Raw genomic sequence first — 16,955 nt, 5'->3', positions numbered from 1 at the left:
CCTTCATGCATCACTGTTTCGCTGTCCGGGGCGACGCGTCGACCGCCCGTCAACAAGAACGAGCGTGCGTGCCGCGCGGCACGAATCGCTCCGGACAACAGGCATTGTCCCGGTCGGACCGCGGCCACGGAACGTAGTTCGACCATGGCCTTCTGTGGACTGCGCCACGTTGCGCGTCCTCCGGTCGCTGCCGTACCACAAGCACCTCAAAAGTGGTGCGTTTTCGGGACATTGGCGTACGAAGAACCGAACGTCCCGGTGCGGTACAACGATCGGCCAGCCTACCGCGCGCGGCGCGCCGCCAGGGTCACGGGTGGCGGACGGGAAGCCGCCCGGAGAGGAGGAACCCCACGGTCCGCTCCTTCTCCGTCCAGGCGCGAGTGTCCAGTTCGACGGATTGCAGGAGGGCGCACTCGACGTCGTATCCGTGCTCCGTCAGGTCCCTGCCGATGAGTTCGGCGGCGTCGCGTGTCGCGGCGTGCGTGACGATGCGGGCGGGGCGCCGGTCCGCGACAGCCGAGACGACGGCCGCTCCCCCGCCCCCGACGCGTACGACGTCGGGCTCCGGGAGGTCTTCGAGGGCGTGCGGCGCGGTGCCGTGGACGATCTGGACCTGGATGCCGAAGCGGCGGGCGACGGCGAGGGTGCGGGCGCAGGCGTCGGCGTCCCGGTCGACGGCGATGACGGCGGCGCCGAACCGCCCGGCCTCCGTCGTGAACGCCCCGCTGCCGCAGCCGATGTCCCACACGAGGTCGCCCGCGCGCGGTCCCAGGCGGGCGAGTTGGGCGGCGCGCAGTTGTTCGGTCTCGCCCTCGCCGAACGGCCCCGCGTACTCCTCGGCGGGCAGCGCCCAGCCGCGCGGTCCCGCGTCGGGGTCGCCGCCGGCCAGCCAGTTGCCGCTCGCGGGGGCGCCGGTGACGGGCCCTCCGATGACGATGACGACATTGGGGTCGCGCCAGGCGTGGTCGGCGGCCTTGTCGGAGGTGACGACGGTGACCTGTTCGCGGTCGGTGCCGAGTTCCTCGCAGATGACGAAGGTGCGGTGGACGCCCTCAAGGAGCAGGCCGAGTTCGGCGGGTCCTGCGCCCGGTGAGGTGAGGACAGCGACCTTGGTGTGGGCGCGGCACACATTCACCGCGCGTCGCAGGGTGCGGCGGTGTGCGACGACCACCTGTGCGTCGTCCCAGGGCATGCCCGCGCGGGCGAACGCCTGGGCGACCGAGGACACGGCGGGCACGACCTCGACCTCGAGGCCGTACTGGGGCGCGCGCAGGGTGCGTACGACGCCGAAGAAGCCGGGGTCGCCGTCGGCGAGCACGACGGCCGTGCCGCGGTGGCCCGCGATGCGGCGGGCGGCGAGGGCCACGCTGCCGAGCCGGACACGCTCGGCGCGCTCGGGCACCTCGGGCAGCGCCAGGTGGTGCGCGGCGCCCGCCACGAGCGTGGCCGCGCCGAGTGCTGAGCGGGCCGCGTCCGTCAGCGGCGAACCGTCCCAGCCGATCACCGTGACCCGGTCGGCCATCGTCGTCAGTCTCCTGGGTGTGCTCGGGTACGTACGTGCCCATGCGGCACGGAGGTCGGGGGTGCCACCGGGATCGGGGCACCGTGAGCGTACCTGCCCGGCCCCGCGACCACCCGTGAGGTCAGTTCCAGTCCGAGAAGGCGGTGAAACCCCCGGCCTCCGCCAGTTGCTCGGTGACACCCTCCAGGTCCTCGGGCAGCAGGCTCCACACGATGAAGTCCGTGCGGGCCTCTGCCAGGCCGCCGTCCTCGGTGCGCGTACGCGCTATACAGGCGTTGCGCAGCACGCCCTCGCTGATGCAGCCGATCTTCTGGGCGACCTGCTGGGCCGCGGTGTTGTCGGCGGCGGTGCGCAGTTCGATGCGCTCCAGGCGCTGGTCGCGGAAGAGCCACTGGGCGGTGGCGAGCGCGGCCTCCGACGCGTAGCCCTCGCCGCGCGCCCAGGGGGCGACGATGTACGAGAGCTCGGTGGACCGCACATGCCAGTTGGTCTTGGTGAGGCGGATGGTGCCGACGAGCCGCTGGGTGAGGAACTCGGTGACGGCGAGGTCGAGTCCGGCGCCGCGCGCGCGCCGACTCGGCACGCCCTCGGCGATCCAGCGGCGGGCACCCTCCTCCGTGAACGGCTGCGGCACCGAGGTCCAGGCGGTGACCAGCTCGTCGTTCATCATCTCCGCGAGCGCGGGTACGTCGTCCTCGTCGAGCGGACGCAGCACCAAGCGCTCCGTGCTGATGGAGATCTCGGGGAAGGTGTTCGTCATGCGCCGCTCCGTAACCTTCGTTGGCCTTCTACCTTCGCGTCGGGCCTCGTGAACTGCCCAGCATGCAGCATGAAGGCACGTAACTGCACATGGGGGCCGCCCCTGTTACCAGGAGCGACCCCCATGGAAGGGCGGCGATCGGGTCCCTCAGACGGGGAGCACCGAACCCTTGTACTTGGTCTCGATGAACTTCTTGACCTCGGGTGAAGTCAGCAGCTTCGCCAGCTTCTTGACCCGCGGATCGTCCTCGTCGCCCTTCTTGACGGCGAGAATGTTGTTGTACGGGTTGTCCTGGACGGACTCCAGAAGGATGGCGTCCTTCTTGGGGTTCAGTCCCGCGTCCATCGCGAAGTTGTTGTTGACCGCGGCGACGTCGACGTCGTCCAACGAGCGCGGCAGCTGGGCCGCTTCGAGCTCCTTGAACTTCAGGCCCTTGGGGTTCTTCGCGACATCCTTGGGCGTCGCGTTCAGGCCCGCGCCCTTCTTGAGCCCGATCACGCCCTGGGAGGCGAGGAGTTCGAGCGCCCTGCCTTCATTGGTGATGTCGTTCGGCAGCGCGACGGTCGCCCCGGCGCGCAGCTTCGTGACGTCCTTCGTCTTCTTGGAGTAGAAGCCGAGCGGCGGCAGATAGACCTGGGTGACCGGCGTGAGCGTCGTGCCCTTGGACTTGTTGAAGTCCTTCAGGTACGGCGTGTGCTGGAACAGGTTGGCGTCGAGCTCGCCCTGCTGGAGCGCGGTGTTCGGCAGGACGTAGTCCGTGAACTCCTTGATCTCCAGGTCGAGTCCGGCCTTCTTGGCCAGCTTCTTCTGTACGTACGTGAGGACTTCGCCGGCCGGGGTGGGGGTGGCCCCGACGACCAGCTTCTGACTCGCGTCCGCCTTGTCGCTGCCGCAGGCCGTGAGGCCGAGGACGAGTGCCCCGGCGATCACGGCGGCGGGAATCGTGGACTTCAAGGGATTCGGCATCAGAAGGAGGGGAGCACCGAGCCCTTGTACTTGTCCTCGATGAACTTCTTCACCTCGGGCGACGTCAGGAGCTTCGCGAGCTTCTTGACGCGCGGGTCGTCCTGGTTGCCGTCCTTGATGGCGAGCACGTTGTTGTACTCGTTGTTCTTCGTGGACTCCAGGGCGAGGGCGTCCTTGGCCGGGTTGAGGTCGGCACCGATGGCGTAGTTGCCGTTGATCACCGCGGCGTCGACGTCCTTGAGGGAGCGCGGGGTCTGCGCCGCCTCGACCTCCTTGAACTGGAGGTCCTTCGGGTTCTTCGCCACGTCCTGCGGGGTCGCGGTGGACTCCGAGCCCTTCTTGAGGGTGATCAGGTCGTTGGCGGCGAGGAAGCGCAGGGCGCGGCTCTCGTTGTCGGCGTCGTTCGGGAGGGCGACGGTGCCGCCCTTCTTGATGCCGTCGAGCTTCTTGGCCTTCTGCGAGTAGAGGCCGAGCGGCTCCAGGTGGACGGTGGCGACCGACTTGAGGTGCGTGCCGTTCTTCTTGTTGAAGTCTTCCAGGTAGGGCGTGGTCTGGAAGTAGTTGGCGTCGACCGAACCGTCCTCGGTGGCGTTGTTCGGCGTGACGTAGTCGGTGAACTCCTTGACCTCGAGCTTGAGGCCTTCCTTCTTCGCCAGGTTCTTCTTTATGTAGTTCAGAATCTCGGCGTGCGGGACGGGAGTCGCGGCGACGACCAGCGGGTCGGAGGCCTTGGCCTTGGTGTCGGCCTTGTCGGAGCCGCAAGCGGTCAGACCCAGGGTGAGGGCGCCGGTGGCGAGGACAGCTGCGGTGATCTTGGTGGTGTTACGCACGAAAAGTGCCTTTCCATCAGTGGTGCAACCCGCCGGGTGGGGCGGGAATTCCGGGGTGGTCAGCGGGTCTTGGCCTCTGCGGCGGCCGGACCGCCGGGCAGGAGGCCGAGGAGCGCGCGGAAGCGGACCGGGTCGCCGCCCTTGCCCGCGCGGCGGTGCAGGACGCGTGCGCCGCTGTCGCCCGCGAACTGGATGAGCGAGATGACGACGGCGAGGATCGCCACCGTGATCCACATCAGGTTGGCCTCGAAGCGCTGGTAGCCGTAGCGGATCGCGATGTCGCCGAGGCCGCCGGCGCCGACCGTGCCCGCCATGGCCGAGTAGCCGATGAGCGCGACGATCGTCGTGGTGGTCGCCGAGATCAGCGAGGGCAGCGACTCGGGCACGAGGACCTTGCGTACGACGGTCCAGGTGTTGCCGCCCATGGACTGCACGGCCTCGATCAGGCCGCCGTCGACCTCGCGCACGGACGTCTCGACGAGCCGCGCGAAGAACGGGATGGCGCCGATGGCGAGCGGCACGATGGCGGCCTCGCGGCCGATGGTGGTGCCGACGACCGCGCGCGTGAAGCCCATCAGGGCGACCATCAGGATGATGAAGGGCATCGAGCGGACGATGTTCACGACCTGCCCGATGACCTTGTTCACGAACGCGTTCTGCAGCAGTCCGCCGCGGTCCGTGAGGACGAGGAGCACGCCGAGCGGAAGTCCGCCGACGATCGCGATCAGCGTGGACCAGCCGACCATGTAGAAGGTGTCCCAACACGCCTGGGACAGCAGCGGCTGCATCTCCGACCAGGTCACTTGGTGACACCTTCCTTCTGCAGAGCGGCGGGCGCGGCGCCCTGGATCTCGACCTGGAGGCCCTGTTCGCGCAGGAAGCCGATCGGCACGACGTTGTCGTCGTAGCGGCCGGGCAGTTCGATGCGCATGCGGCCGACCTGCTTGCCCGCGACGGTGTCCATCGCGGCGCCGAGGATCGAGATGTCGACGTTGTACGTGCGGGAGAGCTGCGAGATGACCGGCTGGGTCGTCGACTCGCCGTGGAAGGTGACGTCGATGACGGTGCGGTCGTCGCCGGAGGGCTCGCCGCTGACCGGGAAGAGCGCGGAGGCGAGCTCGGAGCCGGGGGTCGCGAGGAGCTCGCTGACGGTGCCGGACTCGACGATCCGCCCGCGCTCCATGAGGGCGGCGGAGTCGCAGACGGTCTTGACGACGTCCATCTCGTGCGTGATGAGCAGCACGGTCAGGCCGAGCTGCCGGTTGAGGTCGCGCAGGAGCTGGAGGATCGAGCGGGTGGTCTCCGGGTCGAGGGCGCTGGTCGCCTCGTCGGAGAGCAGCACCTTCGGGTCGCCGGCGAGCGCGCGGGCGATGCCGACGCGCTGCTTCTGGCCGCCGGAGAGCTGGGCGGGGTAGGACTTGGCCTTGTCGGCGAGGCCGACGAGGTCGAGCAGTTCCAGCGCCTTGGTGGAACGTTCCTTCCCCGACTTGCCGAGGATCTCCAGCGGCAGCTCGATGTTGTCCTGCACGGTGCGCGAGGACAGCAGGTTGAAGTGCTGGAAGACCATGCCGATACGGCTGCGCGCCTCGCGCAGTTCCTTGCCGGCGCGCGAGCCGCGGCCGACGAGGGCGGTGAGGTCCTGTCCTGCGACGGTCACGGTGCCGGAGGTCGGACGCTCCAGCAGGTTCACGCAGCGGATCAGCGAGGACTTGCCGGCGCCGGACTGTCCGATGACGCCGTACACCTCGCCTTCGCGCACGTGCAGATCGACGCCGTCGAGGGCGGTGACCTCTCGGCCGCGCGAGCGGTAGACCTTGGTGAGGCCCTTGGTGGTGATCACGTGGGTTTCCGTAGCTGTCGAGTGCGCGGCACGGGTGGCGCCGGGCACGGGGCATTCGTTCGGGAACTTTCGGAGTTTCCGGGCGCGCGACAGGTCTCACAGAGGCGGCTGAACCGGTGCGGAGAAGCTGTGCGCGGGGCAGGCCCGGTCACGTAGGCGGACGGTTTCTCCCTGCGGAGTCACTCCCTACGGAACAGGGCGCGCGGGTCTCGCTTCGGGGCGCGAGAACAGGCGGAGGTGGGGGCCCTCAGAAGGCGCACATTCGACACATACAAGCAGCACCGGGCGTCGTGGTCGCCTCGGTCGCAAGGGTGCGGCTGCTCGTCGTGGTCATGCGGGCAAGTAAAGCAGACGTGAGGACGCACCAGACCCCTGCTGTCCGCTATTCGGACAGCAGGGGCCGATGTTCCAGGTGGGGTCAGAGTTCGGCGGAGATCTCCACGCCCGCGTCCGTGACCTGCGCGGACACCGCGGAGAGGTCCTTCACCACGACGTCGGCGGAGAGCTCGTCCGCCTCGTGCGTTGTGGTCAACGCCACGGTCTTCATGCCGCCGGCGCGGCCCGCGGCGAGACCGGCCGGGGCGTCCTCGAAGACGACGCAGCGCTCCGGGTCCACGCCCAGCTTGCCCGCGGCGAGCAGGAACGGCTCGGGGTTGGGCTTGCCGTGCGTGATGTCGTCCGCCGCGATCAGCAGCGGCGTCCTGATCCCGACGGCCGCGAGGCGGGCCTCGGCGAGGCGGCGGGTGGCGGAGGTAACGACGGCCCAGCGCTCGTCGGGAAGCGAGGTGAGCAGGTCGAGCGTGCCGGGCAGGACGTGGGTGCCGCCGTTGGGCACGTCCTCGACCTCCAGCTCCTCGATGCGGGCGACGGCGCCCGGGACCTTCTCGGCGGGCAGCAGGTCGGCCGCGATCTCGGCGGCGGGGCGGCCGTGCAGCTCGACGGCCGCGAAGGCCTCGGCGGTGATCCCGTACTCCTCGGCCCAGCGGGTCCAGCAGCGGTACACCGACTCCATCGACGAGAGCAGGGTTCCGTCGTTGTCGAACAGCAGGGCTTCAGCGGTGATCTTCATGTTTCCCAAGGCTACGGGCGACCCCGGGGTCGAGCGCATCGGGTCTTTTGGCCCGTAATAGGCTCACGGCCATGCTTGATGTCCTGACCCTGGTGACGGGTCTCGCCGCGCTGGCGCTCGCGGCCTGGTGCGGTTACGCCGCGTATCGCGACCAGCCGACCAAGGACTGGCACTTCATCGGCATGGCCGTGGTGTCGGTGCTCACGCTGGTACAGCTGGTGGTCGGGATCGTGCAGCTCGCCCGTGGCGAGAAGCCGGACCAGGGCACGACGATCTTCGTCGCGTATCTGATCGGGGCGTTCGCCTGCGTTCCGGCGGCGGGCTTCATGTCGCTCGCCGAGCGGACCCGCTGGGGTTCGGTGACGGTCGCCGCGGGCGGCGTGGTGCTCGCCGTTCTCGAGGTGCGGCTCTTTGACATCTGGGGAGGCTGAGGTGGCTGTGACCGCTGAAGAGAAGGAAACCAAGCGGAGCCGCCTCATCAGCGGACCCGGCATGCTGCTCGTGTGGCTCTACGGCGTGATGGTCGTCGGGGCCGTGTCGCGCTCGGCGGTGCAGATCTCCACGGAGTTCGACAAGGCGCCGCTGGCGTACTCGCTGTCGGCGGTGGCGGGGCTCGTGTACGCCTTCATCACGTACTCGCTGGTGCGCGGCGGGGACACGGCGCGCAGGGCCGCGTTCGTGTGCTGCGCCCTGGAGTTGGCGGGCGTGCTGATCGTCGGTACGTGGACGCTGGTGGAGCCGTCCGCGTTCCCGGACGCGACCGTGTGGTCGGACTTCGGGGTCGGCTATCTGTTCATCCCGGTGCTGCTGCCGCTGAGCGCGATGTACTGGCTGCGCAAGGGTGTGCTGCAGCGGCAGCAGCCGGAGGGCTGACCCTCAGGCGCTCGCCGCGAACGCGTCCGCCGCGGCCCCCTGGCCCTCGGTGTCCTTCGCGAGCGTCACCAGCGTGAGGCGGTCGTCGACCCGCTGCGTGGACACGGCCGCGTAGCCGTGCTGGCGGTACAGGCGCAGGTTGTGGTCGCTGCGGTGGCCGGTGAACAGCTGGAAGCGCTTGGCGGCGCCCGTCGCGCCCAGCGCGGCCTCCACGGCGGAGAGCAGCCGGCCGCCCAGGCCGTGCCGCTGCATGCGCGGGTGGACGATCAGCTTGTTGATGTGCGCCGTGCCGTCGGCGTCGACGGTGCCGCGCACGGACGCCACCACCTCGTCGCCGAGGCGCGCCACGAGCACGGTGCCGCTGTCGAGTTCGGCCCTGATCGAGGTCAGGGACTGTGTGAGCGGCTCGATCGAGTAGTCCCCGTAGAGCTGCGCCTCACTCTGGTAGCAGAGGTACTGCAGCTTGAGGATCTGTTCGGCATCCGCTTCGGTCGCCGCAGAGATGGTCACGCTCATGCCCATGTGTGCATGCCTCCCGCTCACCTGTTCGCCGGTTGTCCTTCACCCTTTTCCCCGGCGGGCCGTGAACGCAACCTCGGAGGGCAGGATTCTGCGCAGGCATCCCAGACATCTGGAACGTTCCGGCCCAAGGCTGCCCTGTGAGATACCCAACTCGCCCGCGATTTCCCGGTACGTGAGGTCTTGCGGGGACAGCAGCGCGTCGATGAGGCGGCGGCAGCGGCCGGGCAGCCGGCGCACCGCACCGCGCAGCGCCCGGTCGCGTTCGCGGGCGAGCGCGCGGCGTTCGGGGTCGACGGCGGCCGGGTCGGCGGCGGGCCTCAGGCCGTACGGAAGTTCACGCAGTTCCGTACTCCGTTGGAGGCGGGCCTCGGCGCGGACCGCCTCGCGGAGCCAGGCGGCCGGGTCGTCCGGCGCGCCCCGGGTGCCGAGGTGTTCCAGGAGGCGGACCCAGACGGCCTGTTCGAGGTCGCCCGGGTCGTCGGCGGCGCCCGGGAGTTCGGCGCGGACCTCGGCCGCGAGGAGGGGGCGCAGGGGCTCGATCACGGTGTCGTACGTCATGTACGGCGGGACGGGGCCGCCCCGGCGGCCGGTTGCCGGGGCGGCCGGGTCTCACTCCAACCGGCGCCCGGGGATCACCCGTTGACGAAGTCCTCGCGGGCGAGGAGCGCCGTGTCGCAGTTGTCCGAGAAGATGCCGTCGATGCCGGTCTCGTAGTAGGCCTTGAAGGCGCCGAACGCGTCGCCGTACGCGTTGGGGTCGGTGCCCTTCTTGAAGTCGGCCGGCAGGAAGGTGTTCTCGTTGCGCATCGTGTACGGGTGCAGGACGAGGCCCGCCTTGTGCGCGTCCCTGACCAGGGTCGTGGGCGGGAGCAGCTTGCCGTTCGCGTCCTTCGGGATGATCAGGTCGAGGGTCGGGCCGATGCCGTTCGCGTACGTCGCGATCTCCGCGAGCCCCTTGGGCGTGATCAGGTCGGCGACGGTGCGCGGGTCGCCGCTGTCCACGAAGTCGTACGGGCGCGACTTCGCCGTGGACAGGAGGACGGCGAGCGGGTTGTCGACCAGCTTGTTCATGCGCTGGATGCTCGTCGGCTCGAAGGACTGGATGATGACGGGCGAGTTGCGCCTGTTCAGCTTGTGCGCCCGCAGCACCTTGGCGAGGCGCTCCTCCAGGGCGAGGTTCTGCTTGCGGAAGTAGGTGGGGTGCTTGAGCTCCGGGTAGATCCACACCTCGCGGCCGAGCTTCCTGCTCTGCTCGGCGCGCCAGCGCAGGACCTCCTCGAAGGTGGGGATCTCCCAGCGGCCGTCGTAGATCGTGTTGTGCTGGCGGGTGCCGGGGATGCGCTCCTTGGCCCGCAGTGTCTTCAGCTCGGCGAGCGTGAAGTCCTCGGTGAACCAGCCGGTGGTGGCCACGCCGTCGAGGCTCTTCGTCGTCTTGCGGTCGGCGAACTCGGGGTGTTCGGACACATTTGTCGTGCCCCCGATTTCCGGCTCGTGACGGCATACGAGATGCCCGTCCTTGGTCGGACAGAGGTCGCCGGCCTCGATGATGTGCGCGCCCATGTCGAGCGCCAGCTGGTACGAGCCGAGGGTGTGCTCCGGCCGGTAGCCACTGGTGCCGCGGTGCGCGATGACGGTGGGCACGGGGAGGCCCGCGAGGCCCTTGTTCATGTTATTCGCGCCACTTTCTCTGTCGGCGGCTCTCGCCGTTCCGGCCGCCCCGAGTGCCGTGACTCCCGCACCGAGGACCGCCGCGCCGAGCAGCGAGCGCCGGCCGAGCGCCGCGATGCCGCGTGGCTGCTGCTCCCCCTGTGCGGCCTGTGACTTCTCGTTCCCCTTGTTCCCCATGAAGCACTCCTCCCACCACGTACTGCCCAAGTACTGCCTTGCACCTGTCAAAGCGAGACCGATCGTAGGCGTGGGGAAGTGACGAGTGGGAGACCCTGGACGGAACGTCAGGGTGATGCGGCATGGCGTCCGCGCGTTGCCGGGGCATCAACGAGGCGCAAACTTCGGTCAACTCCGCGTATCCAGTCGGTGAACCCGATGTGCAACGGGTACTCGTCCGCGAGTATCGTCCTCACCTGCACAGACTCCTCGCTCCAATCCGGGTGTTCAGCACCACTTATTCCTTGACATCGGAGGGCTCGTTGTCCCGCTTCGCGCTCATCAAGGCAGTGCTCGGTCCGATCATGCGCCTGATGTTCCGCCTGCGTGTGGAAGGCGCCGAGAAGATCCCGGGGAACGGTCCCGTCATTCTGGCGGGCAACCACCTGACGTTCATCGACTCGATGCTGCTGCCGCTGGTCTGTGACCGGCAGGTCTTCTTCATCGGCAAGGACGAGTACGTCACCGGCAAGTCCCTCAAGGGCCGCCTCATGGCGTGGTTCTTCACCGGGGTCGGCATGATCCCGGTCGACCGCGACGGGGCGAACGGCGGTGTGGCCGCGCTGATGACGGGCCGTCGGATCCTGGAGGAGGGCAATATCTTCGGGATCTACCCCGAGGGCACGCGCTCCCCCGACGGCCGCCTGTACCGCGGCCGGACGGGTATCGCCCGTCTGACGCTGATGACGGGTGCGCCCGTCGTCCCCTTCGCCATGATCGGCACGGACAAGTTGCAGCCCGGGGGTGCGGGGATTCCGCGGCCGGGCAAGGTGACCGTGCGGTTCGGCGAGCCGATGGAGTTCTCCCGCTACGACGGGATGGGGCGTGACCGGTACGTCCTGCGGGCCGTGACGGACTCGGTCATGACCGAGGTGATGCGGCTGTCCGGCCAGGAGTACGTGGACATGTACGCCTCTAAGGCGAAGGCGGCGTAGTCCTTCTTACGGGTGCGTGGACCCGGCCGACCGGACATCTCCGGTCGACCGGGTTTTTTGCTGCGGTGGGGCGGGGGCCGTCCCGATAGGCGCGCCGCACCGGGGGTCCGATTGCCGCGGCGGGGCTGGGGCCGTCCCAATGGGCGCGCCACACCGGAGGCCGATTGCCGCGGCGGGGCCGAGCCCTGACTTCTCGACACGCCGCACCGGGGCGCCGCCTTGCCCACCCTGCCGCCCAAGGCGGCAGATTGCCCAAGTCGGCGACGGCCGACCGCTACGGGTGGGAAGCCGTGGTTGGGGGTTGCCGGAGGCGGTGGTGGGGTCGGTGGGGAGCCGGGCCGGGCGGCGGTTCGCCTCGGGCGGGGGGCGGCGCCCCGTCGGGCCGAAGCCCCCGGAGGGGGCGGGTGGGTGGGTGGGAGATGGGCGGGAGCCGGCGATCGCCTGTGGGCGGGAGCCGGCGATCGCCCGTGGGCGGGACAATTCGAGCCCTGCGGCGGGGGGGCCCTTCACGCCCCGCTCTGGGACGAGGCTCGCGGAGCCCCGGTCTTGTCAGCCCCGCCGGCGATTGAGGCGCGGGGTCCGGGGCGGAGCCCCGAGGCCGTAACGCCCGTTCGGCACGATCAGACCTGCCGGTAGCGGGGCCCCGAGGCCGTAGCCCCGGTTCGGCGCCGTCAGCCCCGCCGGCAGCGGGGCCGGGGTGGGGCCCCGAGGCCGTGGCGCCGGTTCGGCGCGATCGGGCCCGTCGGCAGCGGGACGGTTACTGTTCCAGGCGTTGGCCGCGGAGGAGGAACCACGCCGCCACCGACGTCGCCAACAGCACCACCGCGCCGACGCCCGCCGCCACCTGAAGGCCGTCCACGAAGGCGGACTGCGCACCGGCGAGAAGCGCCTCGCCCTGGGCCGCCGGGAGGCCCGCCGACGCCTCGACCGCCCCGCCGAGAGAGTCGTGCGCCGCCACCGCGACGCCCTCCGGCGTGCCCGCCGGAACCGTGAATCCCGAGTAGACGCCGGTCACGATCGAGCCGAGCAGCGCGATACCGAGCGCCGTACCGAGTTCGTACGCCGTCTCGGACACCGCCGACGCCGCACCCGCCTGCTCCTTGGGCACGCTGGACAGGATCACGTCGGCCGTCACCGTGAACGAGAAGCCCGCGCCGACACCGACGACGAGCAGCACCACGCCCAGCAACGGGTATCCGGTCGACTGGCTCAGCGTGGTGAGCGCGGCGAGGGCCAGGCCCACCGCCGCGAGCCCGCCCGCGACCACGGAACGTACCGAGAAGCGCCGCGCCACCGTACCGGCGACCAGGCCGGCCGCCACCGCCCCCACCGCGGCGGGGAGTTCGGCGAGGCCCGCCTCGAACGGCGCACGCCCCTGCACCAGTTGCAGGAACTGGGAGAGGAAGAAGACCAGGCCGGCCAGTCCCAGAATCGTCAACAGGTCGGCGAGGACCGCGCCCGAGAAGCCGCGGTGCCGGAACAGATGCATGTTCAACAGCGGTGCCGGAAGCGTGAGTTGGCGGCGGACGAACCACACCAGCGCCGCCACGCCGACCACCGCCGACGCCCCCACACCGAGGCCGAAGCCGTGCGCCGCCGCCTCCTTCACCGCGTACACGACGCCGATCATGCCGACGAGGGACAGCACCACGCTCAGCAGGTCCCACGGACCCGGCACCGGGTTCTTCGACTCGGGGATGAGCTTCACGCCGACGACCACCAGGATCGCCATCACGGGCAGGTTGATCAGAAAGACCGAACCCCACCAGAAGTGCTCGAGGAGGAACCCGCCGACGACAGGACCGACCGCCGCGCCCGCCGAGGCCATGGCACCCCAGATGCCGATGGCCAGCGAACGCTCGCGCGGGTCGTGGAAGATGTTGCGGATCAGCGCCAGCGTGGACGGCATCAGGGTCGCGCCCGCGACACCCAGCAGGGCGCGCGCCAGGATCATCAGCTCGGGCGTCGTCGCGTACGCGTTGAGCACCGAGACCGCGCCGAACGCGACCGCTCCCACAAGGAGCAGCTTCTTGCGGCCGATGCGGTCGCCGAGGCTGCCCATCGACACCAGCAGTCCGGCGATGACGAACGAGTAGACGTCACCGATCCAGAGCAGCTGCGTGCCGGAGGGCTTCAGGTCCTCGCTGATGTAAGGGGTCGCGAGGCCGAGGACGGTCGCGTCCACGGCGACGAGCAGCACGGCCAGCACGAGGACGGAGAGGGCGAGCCACCGCGCCGGACGCGAGGACTCCACCACCTCCGCCGCAGGGGTGCGCTGTGGTGTGCTGGTCATGGTTCCACTCTCCGAAGTGCGCCGCCGAGCAGCAGCTCGACGATCATGAATTGGAAGTCCTTCGCCGCGACGCGGCCGTCCTGTACGGCCCAGGCGCCGCTGCCGATGAGGCCGTAGAGCGCCTCGGTCAGCCAGGCGGGGGTCAGATCGATCCGGAACTCGCCGGTCTCCTGCCCGCGCCGGAACAGCGCCTCTATGCGGGAGTCCAAATGGGCCCAGCCCTCGTGCTGCTGCTCCCCCTCGAAGAGCTGGTTCTCCGTGACGAGGAAGGCGAGGAGCGGCGCCGACGGCTCGACCTCGCGAATCAGGCGCCGCAACGCGTCCGCGGCCGCTCCCTCGTCGAGCCGGGCACGGTCGAGCGCCGATTCGCACTCGGTGATGCCCAGCTCCTCCAGCGCGCGGACCAGCGCGTCCCGGCCCGCGAACTGGCGGTGCAGCGTCGCGCGGCTGATGCCGGCGGCCCGCGCCACCTCGTCCATGGTGGCCGTGGACTTACGGGTCAGCAGGGCGGCAGCGCTGTGCAGTACCTGAGCGCGATCGACTGTCATGAGACAAGAGTACGTCACATGAGACATGGATGTCTCATCAATACCGATGGGAACCGATGCCGGGGAAGGCCGTCACGCCTGGCCGGTACTCCAGTAGCCGGTGCCCTCACACAGTGTTACGACTGTCGGGACGTCCGACTCTCTGGAGGTACCGGCATGGGGTGCTGCATCTTCGCGGCGATGGCCGCCATCGGGCCACGGGTGGCCCTGGTCATCACGTGGCTGTTCACCAACCTCGTGGACCGCGCCTTCACGGGCGTTCTGCTGCCGCTCGCCGGCCTGATCCTGCTGCCGTGGACGACCTTGGGGTACGTCCTCGCGTACGCCCCCGTGGTCGGCGTCCGCGGGATCGGCTGGGTGGTCATCGTCTTCGGTCTGCTGCTGGACCTGTCGAGCTACGGGGGCGGGGCACGGGCCCGCCGCTGACGCGCCGCCCGCACACGTTCGCGTACACACCGAAGGGCCCGGCCCGTCCACGAATGGACGAACCGGGCCCTTCTCGGTGCCCGCGAGGGCCTACTTCTTCGCGTCGGCCCAGGTGCGCTGCACCGTCAGGTCCTGCTTGACCTCGGCGAGCTGGACGGCGACCGCGCTCGGCGCCGTGCCACCCCGGCCCGAGCGGGAGGCCAGGGCGCCCGGAACGTTGAGCACCGTGCGGACCTCGGGCTTGAGGTGCTCGGAGATCTTGGCGAACTGCTCGTCGGTGAGGCCGTCGAGCTCCTTGCCCTCGGACTCCGCGACCTTGACGCACTCGCCCGCGACATCGTGCGCGACACGGAACGGCACGCCCTGCTTCACGAGCCACTCGGCGATGTCCGTGGCGAGCGAGAAGCCGACCGGGGCCAGCTCCTCCATGCGCTCCCGGTTGACCGTGAGCGTGGCCATCATTCCGGTGAACGCCGGGAGCAGGAGCCGGAGTTGGTCGCAGGAGTCGAAGACCGGCTCCTTGTCCTCCTGGAGGTCACGGTTGTACGCGAGCGGCAGCGCCTTGAGCGTCGCCATCAGGCCCGTGAGGTTGCCGATGAGGCGGCCCGACTTGCCGCGCGCCAGCTCCGCGATGTCCGGGTTCTTCTTCTGCGGCATGATCGACGAGCCGGTGGAGAACGCGTCGTGGAGCGTGACGAAGGAGAACTCCTTCGTGTTCCACAGGATGATCTCCTCGGCGATCCGCGAGATGTTCACGCCGATCATCGCGGTGATGAAGGTGAACTCGGCGACGAAGTCACGGGAGGCCGTGCCGTCGATGGAGTTGGCGGAGCTGCCGTGCTCGAAGCCGAGGTCGCGCGCCACCGCCTCCGGGTCGAGGCCGAGGCTGCTGCCCGCGAGCGCGCCGGAGCCGTACGGCGAGACGGCCGTCCGCTCGTCCCACTGCCGCAGCCGCTCCGCGTCCCGGGACAGCGACTGGACGTGCGCCAGGACGTGGTGGGCGAAGAGCACCGGCTGGGCGTGCTGAAGGTGCGTACGGCCCGGCATCGCGACGTCGGGGTGCGCCTCCGCGAGGCCGACGAGGGCCTCCTGGAGGTCGGCGATCAGGCCGCCGATGGCACGGGCCTCGTCGCGCAGGTACATCCGGAAGAGCGTCGCCACCTGGTCGTTGCGCGAGCGGCCCGCGCGCAGCTTGCCGCCGAGGTCCGGGCCGAGGCGCTCGAGGAGGCCGCGCTCCAGGGCGGTGTGCACGTCCTCGTCGGCGATCGTGCCGACGAAGGAGCCGTCCGCGACGTCCGTCTCCAGCTGGTCGAGGCCGGCGATCATGCGGTTCAGCTCATCCTCGGTGAGCAGTCCCGCCTTGTTGAGCACGCGCGCGTGGGCACGGGAGCCCGCGATGTCGTACGGGGCGAGGCGCCAGTCGAAGTGGACGGAGGCGGAGAGTTTCGCCAGGGCCTCGGCCGGGCCGTCGGCGAACCGGCCGCCCCAGAGGCGGACATCGCCGGTGTTGCTGCTCACGTGCTCTGCTCCTCGGGCCGGTGGATCTGAATGCCGGTGCGTTTGTCGTTGTGCATGATTATGCAGGGTTCTGCATGATTCGTCAATCGTGCCCCGGACCGCCGACAGGGACTGTGGATAGGGACTGTCGATACGGTGCCACCGGTACGGAGGCCGCATGGCCGGTCGGCCGGAGGGGTACCCGGCAGCGTCATGATCAAGCGGCCCGATGTCCCGACGCACGCCCGCGCCCTGATCGGCATGGGTGTCGGCGCGCTCTCGCCCTCCCTCGCACCCGTCTTCATCGACCTCTCGGGCACGTCGCCGGGCACGGCCTCGTATCTGCGCTGCGCGCTGACCCTGCCGCTGCTCGCCCTGCTGTGCGCGCCGGAGCGGCGCAAGGAGGGCTCGCCGGGCGCGCGCCACCTCGTGCTCGCGGCGCTGGCAGGGGCGCTGTTCGCGGGCGACATGCTGCTGTGGACGGCGGCCATCGGGGAGGTCGGGGCCGGCCTGTCCACGGTCCTGGTCAATGTCCAGGTGGTGCTCGTGCCGCTGCTGGCGTGGCTGGTGGACGGGGAGCGGGTCGCGCGGCGCTTCCTGTTCCTGCTGCGCCGCGGCGGGCTCTCCGGGCAGATCCGGCAGACGTATCTCGTGGTCACGGCGTCGGCCGCCCTGGTCTCGTTGGGCGCCGGGGCGCTGTGGAGCGGTGTGACGTACGCGCCGGGGTGGGCGGCCCTCGGCTGGCTGGCCGGGGCCTCGCTGACCAGCGGCGTGATCGGGTGGCTGCTCGTCGCGGTGCACTCGCCGCGCCTGGCGAGCCACGTCGGCGCCGTGCTGCTTCTGCTCACTCCGGTCGGCGCGCTCGTCTTCGGGGCCGTCGCCCTCGGCGAGCGTCCCACGCCGCTCCAACTCGCCGGGTGCGCCCTCCTGTTGGCCAGCGGCTATTTCGCCGTACGGACACCCGCTACGAAGGAAGCGTGAACGGGGCATC

At 70.0% G+C, this 16,955-nt stretch carries 18 protein-coding genes; 5 read left to right on the top strand and 13 right to left on the bottom strand.

Annotation, left to right across the window (positions count from 1 at the left end):
- Window positions 1-307: 307 nt before the first annotated feature.
- The 7 genes from cbiE to ACOKM3_RS32995 form a co-directional block, all read right to left on the bottom strand.
- Window positions 308-1,522 carry a precorrin-6y C5,15-methyltransferase (decarboxylating) subunit CbiE gene (gene cbiE / locus ACOKM3_RS33025; RefSeq protein WP_426904912.1) on the bottom strand — a complete coding sequence of 405 codons (1,215 nt, stop codon included), beginning with the start codon at window positions 1,520-1,522 and terminating at the stop codon, window positions 308-310.
- 121 nt (window positions 1,523-1,643) lie between these two features.
- Window positions 1,644-2,282, bottom strand: a complete 639-nt coding sequence (locus tag ACOKM3_RS33020; protein WP_426904911.1) for a GNAT family N-acetyltransferase — start codon at window positions 2,280-2,282, stop codon at window positions 1,644-1,646.
- A gap of 147 nt (window positions 2,283-2,429) precedes the next feature.
- Window positions 2,430-3,248, bottom strand: a complete 819-nt coding sequence (locus ACOKM3_RS33015) for a MetQ/NlpA family ABC transporter substrate-binding protein (protein WP_426904910.1) — start codon at window positions 3,246-3,248, stop codon at window positions 2,430-2,432.
- Window positions 3,248-4,078 carry a MetQ/NlpA family ABC transporter substrate-binding protein gene (locus tag ACOKM3_RS33010; RefSeq protein WP_426904909.1) on the bottom strand — a complete coding sequence of 277 codons (831 nt, stop codon included), beginning with the start codon at window positions 4,076-4,078 and terminating at the stop codon, window positions 3,248-3,250. Before ACOKM3_RS33010 ends, ACOKM3_RS33015 begins: the two co-directional genes overlap by 1 nt.
- A 59-nt stretch (window positions 4,079-4,137) precedes the next feature.
- Window positions 4,138-4,881, bottom strand: a complete 744-nt coding sequence (locus ACOKM3_RS33005; protein WP_426904908.1) for a methionine ABC transporter permease — start codon at window positions 4,879-4,881, stop codon at window positions 4,138-4,140.
- Window positions 4,878-5,918, bottom strand: coding sequence for a methionine ABC transporter ATP-binding protein (locus tag ACOKM3_RS33000; RefSeq protein ID WP_426904907.1), 1,041 nt, complete (start codon window positions 5,916-5,918; stop codon window positions 4,878-4,880). Before ACOKM3_RS33000 ends, ACOKM3_RS33005 begins: the two co-directional genes overlap by 4 nt.
- A gap of 418 nt (window positions 5,919-6,336) precedes the next feature.
- Window positions 6,337-6,987: an HAD-IA family hydrolase gene (locus tag ACOKM3_RS32995; RefSeq protein ID WP_426904906.1), complete on the bottom strand. Its 651-nt coding sequence runs from the start codon at window positions 6,985-6,987 to the stop codon at window positions 6,337-6,339.
- 71 nt (window positions 6,988-7,058) lie between these two features.
- On the opposite strand from ACOKM3_RS32995, the gene ACOKM3_RS32990 reads away from it, so the two are divergent.
- Window positions 7,059-7,418: a hypothetical protein gene (locus ACOKM3_RS32990; RefSeq protein WP_426904905.1), complete on the top strand. Its 360-nt coding sequence runs from the start codon at window positions 7,059-7,061 to the stop codon at window positions 7,416-7,418.
- A complete protein-coding gene (locus ACOKM3_RS32985) occupies window positions 7,399-7,860 on the top strand; it encodes a hypothetical protein (protein ID WP_426904904.1) in 462 nt (153 codons plus the stop codon). Before ACOKM3_RS32990 ends, ACOKM3_RS32985 begins: the two co-directional genes overlap by 20 nt.
- A gap of 3 nt (window positions 7,861-7,863) precedes the next feature.
- Here the strand turns inward: ACOKM3_RS32985 and ACOKM3_RS32980 are convergent, their stop codons facing one another.
- From ACOKM3_RS32980 to ACOKM3_RS32970, 3 genes are all read right to left on the bottom strand, one after another.
- Window positions 7,864-8,382 (bottom strand): GNAT family N-acetyltransferase, encoded by a 519-nt coding sequence (locus ACOKM3_RS32980; protein WP_426904903.1) that lies wholly within the window; start codon window positions 8,380-8,382, stop codon window positions 7,864-7,866.
- A 39-nt stretch (window positions 8,383-8,421) separates the two neighbouring features.
- Entirely contained in the window at window positions 8,422-8,940 is a 519-nt protein-coding gene (locus ACOKM3_RS32975; protein WP_426904902.1) for an RNA polymerase sigma factor, read from the bottom strand.
- A gap of 74 nt (window positions 8,941-9,014) precedes the next feature.
- A complete protein-coding gene (locus tag ACOKM3_RS32970; RefSeq protein ID WP_426904901.1) occupies window positions 9,015-10,226 on the bottom strand; it encodes a glycerophosphodiester phosphodiesterase in 1,212 nt (403 codons plus the stop codon).
- A 284-nt stretch (window positions 10,227-10,510) separates the two neighbouring features.
- Between ACOKM3_RS32970 and ACOKM3_RS32965 the strand changes: the two genes are divergently transcribed.
- Window positions 10,511-11,200 (top strand): lysophospholipid acyltransferase family protein, encoded by a 690-nt coding sequence (locus tag ACOKM3_RS32965; RefSeq protein WP_327664252.1) that lies wholly within the window; start codon window positions 10,511-10,513, stop codon window positions 11,198-11,200.
- A gap of 757 nt (window positions 11,201-11,957) precedes the next feature.
- On the opposite strand, the gene ACOKM3_RS32960 is transcribed toward ACOKM3_RS32965, so the two are convergent.
- Both ACOKM3_RS32960 and ACOKM3_RS32955 read right to left on the bottom strand, forming a co-directional pair.
- Window positions 11,958-13,493 carry an MFS transporter gene (locus ACOKM3_RS32960; protein WP_426904900.1) on the bottom strand — a complete coding sequence of 512 codons (1,536 nt, stop codon included), beginning with the start codon at window positions 13,491-13,493 and terminating at the stop codon, window positions 11,958-11,960.
- The gene (locus ACOKM3_RS32955; protein ID WP_426904899.1) at window positions 13,490-14,041 is read right to left on the bottom strand and encodes a TetR/AcrR family transcriptional regulator; all 552 of its coding nucleotides are present in this window, start codon (window positions 14,039-14,041) and stop codon (window positions 13,490-13,492) included. The genes ACOKM3_RS32960 and ACOKM3_RS32955 overlap by 4 nt, the downstream gene beginning before the upstream one ends.
- A 156-nt stretch (window positions 14,042-14,197) precedes the next feature.
- Here ACOKM3_RS32955 and ACOKM3_RS32950 point away from each other — a divergent pair, with 156 nt between their 5' ends.
- Window positions 14,198-14,467, top strand: a complete 270-nt coding sequence (locus ACOKM3_RS32950; RefSeq protein WP_426904898.1) for a hypothetical protein — start codon at window positions 14,198-14,200, stop codon at window positions 14,465-14,467.
- 90 nt (window positions 14,468-14,557) lie between these two features.
- Here the strand turns inward: ACOKM3_RS32950 and argH are convergent, their stop codons facing one another.
- Window positions 14,558-15,985 (bottom strand): argininosuccinate lyase, encoded by a 1,428-nt coding sequence (gene argH, locus ACOKM3_RS32945; RefSeq protein ID WP_426904897.1) that lies wholly within the window; start codon window positions 15,983-15,985, stop codon window positions 14,558-14,560.
- 192 nt (window positions 15,986-16,177) lie between these two features.
- Between argH and ACOKM3_RS32940 the strand changes: the two genes are divergently transcribed.
- Window positions 16,178-16,945 carry an EamA family transporter gene (locus ACOKM3_RS32940; RefSeq protein WP_426904896.1) on the top strand — a complete coding sequence of 256 codons (768 nt, stop codon included), beginning with the start codon at window positions 16,178-16,180 and terminating at the stop codon, window positions 16,943-16,945.
- Window positions 16,946-16,955 lie beyond the last annotated feature (10 nt).

Source organism: Streptomyces nidicola, from assembly GCF_050106155.1.
Classification (GTDB): Bacteria; Actinomycetota; Actinomycetes; order Streptomycetales; family Streptomycetaceae; genus Streptomyces.
Note: the sequence above shows the minus strand (reverse complement) of the source record. Positions and strands in the feature narration are given on the sequence as shown.